Annotated in this window: 11 protein-coding genes and 1 tRNA gene; 2 read left to right on the top strand and 10 right to left on the bottom strand. The window is 29.6% G+C overall.

The features are described from left to right. Nucleotides 1-70 precede the first annotated feature (70 nt). From AC5M21_RS10475 to AC5M21_RS10465, 3 genes are all read right to left on the bottom strand, one after another. Nucleotides 71-146 (bottom strand) — tRNA-Asn (locus AC5M21_RS10475). Between the two features lie 83 nt (nucleotides 147-229). After that, nucleotides 230-571 carry a hypothetical protein gene (locus AC5M21_RS10470; RefSeq protein ID WP_008787708.1) on the bottom strand — a complete coding sequence of 114 codons (342 nt, stop codon included), beginning with the start codon at nucleotides 569-571 and terminating at the stop codon, nucleotides 230-232. A gap of 63 nt (nucleotides 572-634) precedes the next feature. Continuing rightward, nucleotides 635-1,822, bottom strand: coding sequence for an aminotransferase-like domain-containing protein (locus AC5M21_RS10465; RefSeq protein WP_008787707.1), 1,188 nt, complete (start codon nucleotides 1,820-1,822; stop codon nucleotides 635-637). 105 nt (nucleotides 1,823-1,927) lie between these two features. Here AC5M21_RS10465 and AC5M21_RS10460 point away from each other — a divergent pair, with 105 nt between their 5' ends. Beyond that, nucleotides 1,928-2,266 carry a hypothetical protein gene (locus AC5M21_RS10460; protein ID WP_008787706.1) on the top strand — a complete coding sequence of 113 codons (339 nt, stop codon included), beginning with the start codon at nucleotides 1,928-1,930 and terminating at the stop codon, nucleotides 2,264-2,266. A 71-nt stretch (nucleotides 2,267-2,337) separates the two neighbouring features. On the opposite strand, the gene AC5M21_RS10455 is transcribed toward AC5M21_RS10460, so the two are convergent. The 5 genes from AC5M21_RS10455 to AC5M21_RS10435 all read right to left on the bottom strand — a co-directional run bounded on the left by AC5M21_RS10455 (nucleotide 2,338) and on the right by AC5M21_RS10435 (nucleotide 8,283). Then, complete coding sequence (locus tag AC5M21_RS10455; protein ID WP_302378483.1) at nucleotides 2,338-4,764, bottom strand: FtsX-like permease family protein; 2,427 nt, start codon at nucleotides 4,762-4,764, stop codon at nucleotides 2,338-2,340. Next, a complete protein-coding gene (locus AC5M21_RS10450) occupies nucleotides 4,757-5,437 on the bottom strand; it encodes an ABC transporter ATP-binding protein (protein WP_008787704.1) in 681 nt (226 codons plus the stop codon). The genes AC5M21_RS10455 and AC5M21_RS10450 overlap by 8 nt, the downstream gene beginning before the upstream one ends. Before the next feature lie 45 nt (nucleotides 5,438-5,482). After that, entirely contained in the window at nucleotides 5,483-6,463 is a 981-nt protein-coding gene (locus AC5M21_RS10445; protein WP_008787703.1) for a sensor histidine kinase, read from the bottom strand. Beyond that, nucleotides 6,450-7,136, bottom strand: a complete 687-nt coding sequence (locus AC5M21_RS10440) for a response regulator transcription factor (protein ID WP_008787702.1) — start codon at nucleotides 7,134-7,136, stop codon at nucleotides 6,450-6,452. Before AC5M21_RS10440 ends, AC5M21_RS10445 begins: the two co-directional genes overlap by 14 nt. A 91-nt stretch (nucleotides 7,137-7,227) precedes the next feature. Next, the gene (locus AC5M21_RS10435; protein ID WP_008787701.1) at nucleotides 7,228-8,283 is read right to left on the bottom strand and encodes a GTP pyrophosphokinase; all 1,056 of its coding nucleotides are present in this window, start codon (nucleotides 8,281-8,283) and stop codon (nucleotides 7,228-7,230) included. 299 nt (nucleotides 8,284-8,582) lie between these two features. Here AC5M21_RS10435 and AC5M21_RS10430 point away from each other — a divergent pair, with 299 nt between their 5' ends. Then, nucleotides 8,583-9,944: an ISL3 family transposase gene (locus AC5M21_RS10430; protein ID WP_017143872.1), complete on the top strand. Its 1,362-nt coding sequence runs from the start codon at nucleotides 8,583-8,585 to the stop codon at nucleotides 9,942-9,944. A gap of 126 nt (nucleotides 9,945-10,070) precedes the next feature. On the opposite strand, the gene lgt is transcribed toward AC5M21_RS10430, so the two are convergent. Beyond that, nucleotides 10,071-10,880, bottom strand: coding sequence for a prolipoprotein diacylglyceryl transferase (lgt, locus tag AC5M21_RS10425; RefSeq protein ID WP_008787699.1), 810 nt, complete (start codon nucleotides 10,878-10,880; stop codon nucleotides 10,071-10,073). Continuing rightward, nucleotides 10,880-11,812 (bottom strand): HPr(Ser) kinase/phosphatase, encoded by a 933-nt coding sequence (gene hprK, locus AC5M21_RS10420; protein ID WP_008787698.1) that lies wholly within the window; start codon nucleotides 11,810-11,812, stop codon nucleotides 10,880-10,882. The genes lgt and hprK overlap by 1 nt, the downstream gene beginning before the upstream one ends. Nucleotides 11,813-11,816 lie beyond the last annotated feature (4 nt).

The following is an 11,816-nucleotide window of genomic DNA, read 5'->3' as shown; positions in this document are numbered from 1 at the left end:
GTACGGGATTCGAACCCGTGAATGCATGCGTGAAAGGCATGTGAGTTAACCGTTTCTCCAACAGGCCACATGGCGCTTGAAGTAGGACTCGAACCTACGACCGATCGGTTAACAGCCGATTGCTCTACCAACTGAGCTATTCAAGCACTTTATAGTGCTTAAATATATTATCACATGAATTTAATTATTGCAATACTTTTTTACAAAAAAAGAAGTCAAAATTTGACTTCTAAGCAAGTTCTCCATTTTTACCCCAATTATCATATTCATCAATCGTCATATATTGATGTGATACTGGTATTTTTGTTATCATTTCAATTTCATTCATCATTGCTTTTACAAACTCTTGTTTATAGGATATTTCAATATGATGAAATAATTGACATTCTATTTTCATGCAATCCATTTCTTTACCTTTAAAATACATCACTTGATTGTCTTCAATATGAATCATCAATTGTTCTTCTTTTTTATTTGGTAAAATAGAAATAAATTTGCCTGCACTTTCTTTAAGTGCTTTTTCTTGTTTAAGTGTTAGTGTTTTTGTAGTAGTAAATCTCATAAATGGCATCTTTCTTTCCTCCCGACTTTCTATTATATGTCATGATTCTAAAAAAATGTGACGAATTATGAATTAAATCATTTGAAAAGTTAATTCACCTAATAACCTGATACCTTCAATAATTTTCTCATTTGTTGGGGTAGAAAAATTCATTCTAAAACTATGACATTCCTTGTTATCATCATCTAAAAATGCATGACCTGGCACAACAGCAACATTTTGAGCCAATGCTTTTTTTACAAATTCTTGCATGTTAACATGTTTTGGTAGCGTTACCCATATAAACATGCCGCCCGTTGGTTTTGTATAATGAACATCTTTATGAAAATGCTTTTCCATTTCTTGTAACATAAGATTACATTTATCTTTATATATCTTTTGAATAACAGCAATATGCTCATCCATATCATATTCTGTTAAATATCTTGCCATGACTTTTTGAGCCCACAAATTAGAATGGACATCACTAGCCTGCTTTGCGACTGTAAATTTATTCACAATTTCTGTTGGACCTATGCAACAGGCAATACGCATTCCTGGAGCAATAATTTTAGATAAACTTGCTGCATAAATCACAAATCCATCCTGATCTAAAGATTTAATAGAAGGAATAGCCGTTCCTTCAAATCTTAAATCACCATACGGGTTATCTTCCAAGATAAGCACTTCATATTGTTTAGCCAATGCTAAGACTTGTTGTCTTACTTCAAATGACATTGTCATACCTGTTGGATTCTGAAAGTTTGGAATTAAATATATAAATTTAGGCTTTGGCTGTGCTTGTAATGCTTTTTCTAAGGCTTCAAGGTCTAATTGTCCCTCTTTATACTCAACACCTCTTAAAATAGCTCCTAATGATTTAAAGGCATTCAATGCACCCAAAAAACTAGGATTCTCACAAACAACTACATCCCCCTCATTACATAAACATTTTGCTGCAAATTCCATAATTTGTTGTGATCCAGAAGTGATAAGCATTTTATCACCTAGTCCAAATACTTTTTCATGTCTATTAAAAAATTTCGTAGCAGCTTCAATCAATCCCTTATCACCCTCAGTAATCCCATATTGTAAAACACTAATAGGATCATTTTTAAGAATATCAGCAGATATCTTTTCAATAGCATCAGTTGGAAATGCGTCTGCCGCTGGATTTCCACCCGCAAAACTAATCATATCAGGATCAGCAGTTGCTTTTAATATTTCTCTAATAGCTGACGCTTTTACATTTGACATCCTTTTCGTAAATTCATATTTCATAATCGATACCCCCTCTTTAATTACTCAATATTATACCGCAATTATCTGATAATAACTAGATATTTCTTTTGACAAGTTATATAATAAAGTTAGGTGGTGATCATTATGCAAGTTATATTTGTTGTATTAAATAAAATTGAATGTTTAGAGGATTTGTTAGCTCGTTTAAAGAAGGCAGGGGTAACTGGAGGAACAATCATAGATTCAACAGGCATGGTTAAATCATTAGAAGAATCTGATGATAGTTATTTATTAGGATCGCTTCGTTTATTTTTAGAAAATCCCCATCCTGATAGTAAAACCATATTCTTCATTGTCAACAATGAACAAGTTGAGCTCGTAAGAAAAACAGTAAGTGATGCACTAGGTGGCATTGATAATCATGATACTGGCATTGTTTTTGGCATTCCAATCAGTTTTGCTGATGGGTTAATAAAAAAATAAGAAAAAAGTTATTGTCATAAAGAGATGACTCATTCTATTGATAAGCAATAGATTATGTCACCTCTTCTTTTTTATGAATCTCTTGATATTGAAGAAAGAACATTTTCTTTTAACTGACTATGAATAGGAAAGAATATTACTGCTATAAAACATATTCCTAATATGAGGATAACCATGCCATGTATCGGAGTCAAAATCATTTCTCCAATGTCCTTAAACCCCATACCTGTTCTCAGTAAACTAACTATATAAAAGCAAATATAAATCATGACAGCCAATAGATAAATAATAATTCCATAAAACAAATGTATAAAATAAAATTGTTTCTTAGTCATTCCAATAGATCTATAAAGTCCAATTTCAGATTTCAATGAAAGAACCTTTATTTTTCTTTGTAAATATGTTAAAACCATTGTTCCTATTAAAAAAATAAAGAAAAATGAACTATCCTTTAAAATCAATTCAATATTTTGAATACTTCTTAATTGTAATTCACTGCTTGTATCATGATAAGAACTATCTGGATATCTTTTTTGCATTTCAAATAATTCTTTTTTTAATTCAAATACCGAAGACTTAGCAGAAATATCAAAATAACATAATTGTTCATGATCTTCAAAGTACTTTTGATATGTTGAGGAATTTGTTATCACTGCAAAATCATAATTAAAAAGTCTTTCTTCTTTTGGTTTTATATTATTAAACTCAATTGTTCCAACAATATTAAATTCTCTATCAATGGATTTCTCTATTGAATCATCGTACGTATTGATATAGGAAATCATGAGATTATTTCCAACTTTCAAATCTATATCCAATATATTATTATCACATTCCAAATGATCTATAGATAATCCATATCCATTTTCATGTACCTGTATACATGGTTTAACAATCAAAATTTCATTATCATTTTCAGGAAAACGTCCTTGAAGATTGTATTTTGTCAAAACATCCTTGACCATATTTTCATTTTCATAATATAGAATTGACATTTTTTGATATAAAGAGGAAGAATGATTTAAACTTCTTAAACGAACCATGCTTTTTTCATTTTCAATTCCCGGCCATGTTGCATAGATTTTTTGACTATGTATAATTTGAGATTCAAGACCATTAATATTTGTTAATTTATTTAAATCTTTTTGTGAGAATACTTCTTGAGAACTTCTTAATATATAATCAAAATCACTTTTCTCTCTTATTGAATTATTTGTATCAACATATGATTCAACTGAAAGATTCATTAAATCCCCAATCATAATTCCAATAAATATAATAACAATCAAAAGAAAGGATACCATTTTATGGTCAGCAAATTCTTTAAATCCTAAAGAAAGAATATTGATTTTCCGTACTTTTCTAACTCTATTTCTTTTAACCTTTTGCTGAATTTTACCAGTCAAAGGAATAGAATATGCCTGAAATGAAGGAATAAATATGCCTATTAATGAAGTTAACAGACTTAAACAAAATTGAATATAAAATGTTTTATTAACTATAAATATAAATGTTCCACCCATCAATTGATAATAAGCATATAAAACAATGGAAGATAAAAACACTCCTATGATTAACCCTATCAGCAAAGCTATAAAAATCAATATTATACCTTCATAAATAACCATTTTTTGTATCTGTTTAGATGTTGTCCCAATTGCTCTCATTAAAACAAAATTTTCAGTTCTTTTTGCCATTGCAGAAACCATTGTTCCTAACACACCTACAAACCCAACACATATAATCATCCTACTCAATATTTTTGTATAATCACCTTCTTCATAACTATTCTTTAAAGGAGAAGTTGATTGCTGATAATATTTATATGTATTTGTGTTAAATAAAATATCTGTTTCTAATTCCTTTTCAATAATTTCATTCCATAAATTTAAATTATCCTGAGAATATAACAAAGCATCATATTGGTTAGATGTTATTTGAGAAGTTATGATATTTCCTAATGATGTATCATAAATTTGTGTATAATTACTGACAATCCCTACAATTTTATATTCCCTTGTTAATTCTTGACCCTGATACATAATTGACAATTCTATAGTCTGATGAATCTTTTGAGGAATACCAAGATTTAAGAATTGATCTTCTTCTAAGACAATTTCGTCTTGTTGATAAGGCATCCTCCCATCTTCTAGATTTAACTTTACAAGTTCCTGAGCAGTCTTATCTAAAGATGACATTCTCCCTACTTTTTGACCTTGATATTGTACATCACCTAAATCATAAATATATCCTATATCAACATCATCTTCTAACTGTTGAATAACTGAATCATTAGAATTTTTAACAACAGCACTCCACAAACCGTATCTCTCATATCTTTCACGGTATCCTATTTCTTCATATGATGCAAAAAGAATAGATATAATTGTTGATAAAACAAATACCATTACTAAAGAGATAAAGACAAACTTATAAAACTTTTTTTGTTTACGAATATTATCATAGGCAATTTTTTGTATATAATTATGCTTAAACATGTTGATCACCTACAATTTGGCCATCTTCTATGGTAATAATACGATCTGCCTTGTTTGCCATCATCGCATCATGCGTAACCATCACTATAGTTTGATTATATCTACGTTGCGATATTTTTAAAAGATCCATAACTTCTTCACTATTCTGTGAATCTAAATTACCTGTTGGCTCATCCAATAAAATAATAGTTGGTTTAGATGCTAAGGCTCGTGCAATCGCAACTCTTTGCTGCTGTCCACCTGACAACTCATCAATATAAGAAAGTTTCTTTTCTTCCAAACCCAACATCCGAATAATATCTTCAACGTATTCAGAATCCTCTTTTCGTCCATCTAAACGCATTGGTAAAATAATGTTCTCATAGACATTTTGACTTGGTATAAGATTGAAAAATTGAAAAACAAAGCCAATCTGTCTTCTTCTTAAAATTGTCAGTTCGTCTTCTTTCAAGTCATATAAAGAGATATCCTGGATGATAACCTCTCCACTATTTGGCTTTTCTAAACCTCCCATAACATGAAGCAATGTTGATTTCCCACTTCCACTTTTCCCAACAATCGTAACAAATGTTCCTTCTTCAATATCCAAATGAATATTCCTTAAAGCATAGACTTCAGTTTCATTTTCTCCATATACCTTACTCACTTGACACATTTTTACAACTGATTTCATAATTCCCACCTCCTATCTTTATTATGAATAACAATTCTTACATTTTCATGACACTTTAAATTTATTATTCATTTGATAACGTGGAAAAAGAATTTCAAAGACAACGCCATTACGATCATTATAAGCCTGGATACTGCCATGATGTTTTTCAATAATCTCTTTCGATAAAGCCAATCCAATACCAACACCCTGTTGTTTCTTTGTATGATAAAACCTTTCAAAAATATGAGGTAAATCTTTCTCTTGAATAGCTTCACCATCATTATAAATAAACATCTTTAAATATTGCTGATGTTCTAGAAATGTTATATCTATACGACTACATGTTTGTTCTAATGAATTTTTTAATATATTAGATAAAGCTTCTTGTAACCAACTTTCATCATAATAAAAGCACGTTTCTAATTCTTCAATATGTATCTGAATTCGTGTTTTCTTTATTAAAGGTTGTAAAGACTGCATAGATAATTGTATAACTTCCTGGATAGACTGATACTCAAATTCAAATTCAATTTGACTGCTTTGTAATTTTGCTAATGTTAAAAGACTGTTAATTAAATATTTCATTTTTTCAATCTGCTGATTAATTTCTTCAAAATAATTGTCTTGTATCTTTCCATCTAACAGTAGATCATTATATATAGATATGCTTGTAAGAGGTGTTTTTAACTGATGACAAATATCTTCAATCATTTGACGAAGTTTATCTTTTTCCTGTTGAATAACCTTTTCATAAGCAACCGTTCTTTTTTTTAAACGCATCATTTCATTATACAGTAAACCCAAATCACCATCTTTTATAATTGTTTGTTGATCGTTAGCGGCATAAGCAATCACTTCACGCATTTCACAATATAATTCTTTGACAACATTTTGAAAACTAATATAAAGACTCCCCATTAAAATAATTCCAAGAACAAACATAATATCTCTTGAAAAACCAACCAAATAAATGATAATAAATAAAAACAAAATAATCAAAGCTATATACTTTAATCTTATAAATTCTCTATTATTCGTCTTCATATAGCACCTCTTTATTGAGCCTGTAACCAATTCCTCTCACTGTTTCTATATAAGAATGGCCATGATATATTCCTAATTTATCACGTAACCTTTTGACATGTACTGAAAGTGTATTGTCCTCCACAAAATTATTCTCTTGATCAATGGCTTCTAAAAGTTGGCTCCGTGTCAATACTTGATTCTTATGAATCATTAACATTTTTAAAATATCAAAATCAATAGTAGAAAGATGAACTTCCTGTTTTTCAATAAATACTTCTCTACGTTGTAAATCAATTTGTAAGTTCCCAACTATCATTTTATCCTGTAAAGATTGACTACGTCTTAAAAGAGCTTGTAGTCTTGCATAAAGTTCTTTAATTCGAAATGGTTTTGTCATATAATCATCTCCACCACTATTCAACCCTTTGACTAACATCTCTTCATTATCATTAGCTGTTAAAAAAAGGATTGGTAATTGAGATTGTTTTCTTATATACTCGCAAAGCTCAATTCCATCTCCATCTGGTAATTGAATATCCACTACAAGTATATCAAAAGTCATATGCTGAAACATCCTTATAGCAAGATTATAACAGTCAGCAACTTCTATTTGATAATCTTTCACTTCTAGAGCTGCTTTTAAGGACTTTGCTAATGCTATATCATCTTCTACTATTAATACTTTCTTCATAATTTATTCCCCCTTCATTCTATTATATATTGGTGACACTTTTGTGACAAAAGAAAAAGAACATTTCAGTTCTTTTCGTTTATTTTTATATTTAATTAATAACTTTATCTTCAATAGATTCTTTTAAATGCTGTAACCTTTCAATACTCTCCTTAGAGAAGATTTCTTCAGGATCGCTCACACCATCATTAGCAAGCATAACTAAAGAAATCCAAACTAAGACATTATAAATGTTAATCAAATGGTTTTCTTTAAAGTTCTCTACTCTTTCTCGAGATAACCATTCAATTTCCTTGAGATGATTTTCCACAAAATCATCCAATTCATTAATATATGTATACCCCATATAATGGAATCTTTGAATTAAACGTGACTGCGATATTAATTCAGAATCACGCTCAAATTTAAATTGAAATTCAGTATGTAGCTTTTCTAAAATGCCATTTATACGTGGAGATGTATTCACATACTGAATTAAAGAATTAACATTTATATCTGTTTTAAGAATCTTTTCAATATGGACAATGCCTTTATTATATTCATCTACTTCTTTTGCAATATGAACAAACTCCTCATCTAGCAGTTCTAATGATGCAGATAATCTTGTTAAACGTCTACGAATATCTTTAGGTATTTCATACTGTGATTTATATCCTAATCCATGTTCAATTTCTGCCCAAGAATGTTGCAAAGTGGTTCTAATCTGTAATTCAAAAATAATATCTTTATATGCTGAATACTCAATAAACTGACATCTCTCATCATTAAATTTAATTAAAAGATGTAATGAATTATATCCAAAGTCTATACGATCATCATAGTTTTTCTTTCTTTTATCATTATATTCTATAACCTCAAAATTATCTTTTACACATTCATAAATACGATCAACATCATTTTCAAACAAAGTAATAATACGACAAGCCACAACATCTGTAATCTCATTAATATCCTGATATCTGTTTTTGTATGTGATTTTTTTCATCAAAGCATCTTCACTCTTAATACGTATTGCCATATTTGATATACGGAAATGATTTGTATCTATAATACGTGTAAAGATATCATCAATATCGTGTTTTAAAGAACGATATATCTCCTGGTTATCATGAAATTGTTTAATTATCTTTTTTGCAGAATTATGCATAAACTCACCTCATATATTTATTATACACTTCGTATATGAAATATAAATGAACATTTATAATATTTTACACAGGCTCTAATGATTCGTTTTATTAAGATAATAATTAAACACTACTTAGGTAATATATGTGTTTATTTAGACTAACAAAAAAGAGTAGAATTCTCGGTATTTTAAATTCTCATGGGGAGAAGGTACCCCTTTAAATTTTGAAGCGGAGTACTTTTTTCTCTATTTAAATTTTCAAGCGGACAAAATATCCGCTTTTTTTGTTATAATTAAACTTGCCTAGTTCTATAATTATGATGAATGATAACGACAAAAAACTTTTAAAACTTTTTGATATTGAAGAAGATTCTGTTCAATCTTTCAATATTGATCTTACTGAAAACAAATATTTGATATCTATTGTTTTTAACACAAAACTTCATTGTTGCCCGCATTGTGGTTCTATAAATCTATACAGTAAAGGATATAGTCACGGCACCCTTTCCAGTGCCCCTATTAATAATAAGGTTTGCAAGATTAATTATAAAATAAGACGATATCACTGTAATGATTGTAACGCCTATCCTACTGTTGATAATCCAATATCATATAAAGGAAAACAGTTTACTAAGACAGCTATTATATGCATACTTGAAGGTTTAAAGCCTTATAATGCCACATATTCTCAAATAGCTAGATCTTATGATGTATCTACGACTAAAATAATTGATATCTTTGATACATTTGTTCAGATACCACGGAAAACATTTCCTCGTATTCTTTTAATAGATGAGTTCTATTTTGGTAGTAAAGCGAAATACAAATATCCTAGTATATTTATGAATTTTGAAAACAATCTCATTATTGATATTGTAAAGTCCAGAACTCATGAAATATTATCACCTTACTTTTTTCAGATTCCAAAAAAAGAAAGAGAAACAGTTGAATATGTATGCACCGACATGAGCTTTACATTCAAACCACTTCTCCCAACATTCTTTCCGAATGCCACCCTTATTATAGATCATTTTCATTTGACAAAACACATTAATGGTCAATTAAATAAAATAAGAAAACGAATTATGAACAATTATAAATCCAATAAGAAAACACTATACTACCGTTTATTAAAACATAGATATAAATTATTATTAAAATCAGCTAATAATATTGATGACGATACCTTTAGTAAAGATAGAATCCTAGAATACACGACAACAGAAAATGGCATTTTAGAAGTTTTACTTGGTATAGATAAAGAAATAAGTGAGGCATATAAAATAAAGGAAGAATATCTTGCGTTTGATCAATGTCAAAAAGAAAATATTAACACTTGTGATAAGGAAGCAGAATTAAGATCTTTGATTAAAAGATGTAAAAAATCAGGAATTGAAGAAATGAATGAACTCGCTGATACTTTAGAAACTTGGAAAACAGAAATACTAAATTCTTTTACCTGGATTGGCAATAGAAGAATTTCTAATGGACCTATAGAAGGTAAGAATAATTATATAAAGAAGATACTATCCAATGCTAATGGATTAACTAACTTTGAAAGAGCTAGAAATAGAATTATGTATTCTCAAAACAAATATGAAACATATTCATCTAGTGAACATAAAACTAAAATAAAAGAGGATAAAGATCCACGAGGATCATACGAAAAAAATAAATAGGAGAAAAGAACTAGGCATTTGTCCTCTCCAAAGTTTAAAGGGGAATAATAATTTTCATTATTACTCCCCCTCATTATTTAAAGCGATTTTGTTCTCTCCGCTTCAAAATTTAAAGCACCGAATTCTCTACTCTACTTGAAACTCTTCTACCTTTGTTCCTTTCATATGTACATAGACCATACCAACGATTCCTACTGCAAAGAAAACAATAGAAATCAATTGTGCCATACGAATTGGTCCAAACATTAAACTATCAGTTCTTAGACCTTCTACAAAAAATCTGACAACTCCATAGAATACAAAATATCCAAAGAACTGCATACCAATATGTTTCTGGAATTTTCTTATAACAAAGATAATTAATAAGAAAGCAATAATATTACCAACGGATTCATACAGAAATGTAGGATGATGATATGCTCCATCAATATACATATTTTGAATAATAAAATCTGGTAAATGTAAAGAATTTAAAAATTTCAAACTCACTTCACTTCCAAATGCTTCATGATTAAAGAAATTCCCCCAGCGTCCACATGCTTGAGCAATCAAGACTCCTGGCATAATTGCATCACCTGCAACTAAGAAAGGAATATTTCTCTTTTTAAAGAAGAAATAACTATAAATTAATCCAGTGAAAATTCCACCTTGAATCGCTAACCCACCATGCCATACAGCAAATATCTCAAGTGGATTAGAAATATATACCTCATTGAATGTAAAGATGACATACCAAATACGAGCACCTATAATACCTATAAATAATAATGCGAAGAAATAATCAGATAAAATTTCTTTATTATACCCTAATTGTTTAAAACGATATTGACCCAAAGCATACGCAATGAAAGCACCAGTCAAAATGACAATTGCATACCATTGGATACTAATAGGTCCAATCGTTACAAAAGTACTAAAATCCTTAAAGAATTCCATTAAGATTTACTCTTAATATTATCCAGGATTCTATTCACAAATTCTTTACTAGAATCAAATCCTGAATCTTTCAACTGCATATTCATAACTGCTGCTTCAATAATCGCTGACATACTTCTTCCTCCTGTTACAGGAACAACAATTTTAGGTATTTGTATAGATAATATTTCTTCAGTCACATCGTCTTCTTCAACACCAATTCGTGTATACTCACGAGATGGTAACCATCTATCTAGTTGGATAATAAGATCAACGTTATCCTTTGGTAAAATAGAAGCCACTCCAAACATCTTAGAAACATCAATAACTCCTATCCCTCTAATTTCAAGCAAGTTTCTTAAAACCTCAGGTGCTCTCCCAACAATATTTTGACCAATATGATAAAGTTCAATAGCATCATCAGCAATCAGCAAATGACCTCTTTTAATTAATTCGAGAGCAATTTCTGATTTACCAATTCCACTATCACCTCTAATAACAACGCCTTTTCCATAAATATTCAAGAAAACCCCATGAATAAGTGTTTCTGGTGCCAAAGCTTCATCCAACGTTCCAGTTAAATCAATAGAAACACGTCCAGTTGCCTGCATGGTTTCAAAGATTGGGAAATTTCTTTTGACTGCTATATTTTTTAATATTTCTGGACATTCATATCCTTTTGCAATGATAATACAAGGTGTTTCATCATTTGCAAGTTTAGAGAAACAAGCCAATTGAGACTCTTTGCTCATTTCTCTTACAAATGCAATTTCCTTTTCACCAAACAAAATAATTCTTCTAAAATCCGTATGTTTAAAAAATCCTGCCAACTCAAATCCAGGTCGATTAATTTCAGCAACAAATATTTCTCTTTCTAAAGATTCTTCATCACCAGAGACTTGTTTAAATGACATTGACTTAATCAATTCTTTTAGCTTTACCGATTTACTCATATTT

It is taken from the genome of Coprobacillus sp. (genome assembly GCF_984815275.1).
Note: the sequence above shows the minus strand (reverse complement) of the source record. Positions and strands in the feature narration are given on the sequence as shown.

Excerpts from the sequence above, each read along its gene's own strand:
- AC5M21_RS10430 (WP_017143872.1), top strand. The coding sequence starts at position 8,583 with ATGATGAATGATAACGACAAAAAACTTTTAAAACTTTTTGATATTGAA.
- hprK (WP_008787698.1), bottom strand. The coding sequence starts at position 11,812 with ATGAGTAAATCGGTAAAGCTAAAAGAATTGATTAAGTCAATGTCATTT.
- AC5M21_RS10470 (WP_008787708.1), bottom strand. The coding sequence starts at position 571 with ATGCCATTTATGAGATTTACTACTACAAAAACACTAACACTTAAACAA.
- AC5M21_RS10440 (WP_008787702.1), bottom strand. The coding sequence starts at position 7,136 with ATGAAGAAAGTATTAATAGTAGAAGATGATATAGCATTAGCAAAGTCC.
- AC5M21_RS10435 (WP_008787701.1), bottom strand. The coding sequence starts at position 8,283 with ATGCATAATTCTGCAAAAAAGATAATTAAACAATTTCATGATAACCAG.
- AC5M21_RS10445 (WP_008787703.1), bottom strand. The coding sequence starts at position 6,463 with ATGAAGACGAATAATAGAGAATTTATAAGATTAAAGTATATAGCTTTG.
- AC5M21_RS10450 (WP_008787704.1), bottom strand. The coding sequence starts at position 5,437 with ATGAAATCAGTTGTAAAAATGTGTCAAGTGAGTAAGGTATATGGAGAA.
- AC5M21_RS10460 (WP_008787706.1), top strand. The coding sequence starts at position 1,928 with ATGCAAGTTATATTTGTTGTATTAAATAAAATTGAATGTTTAGAGGAT.
- AC5M21_RS10465 (WP_008787707.1), bottom strand. The coding sequence starts at position 1,822 with ATGAAATATGAATTTACGAAAAGGATGTCAAATGTAAAAGCGTCAGCT.
- lgt (WP_008787699.1), bottom strand. The coding sequence starts at position 10,880 with ATGGAATTCTTTAAGGATTTTAGTACTTTTGTAACGATTGGACCTATT.
- AC5M21_RS10455 (WP_302378483.1), bottom strand. The coding sequence starts at position 4,764 with ATGTTTAAGCATAATTATATACAAAAAATTGCCTATGATAATATTCGT.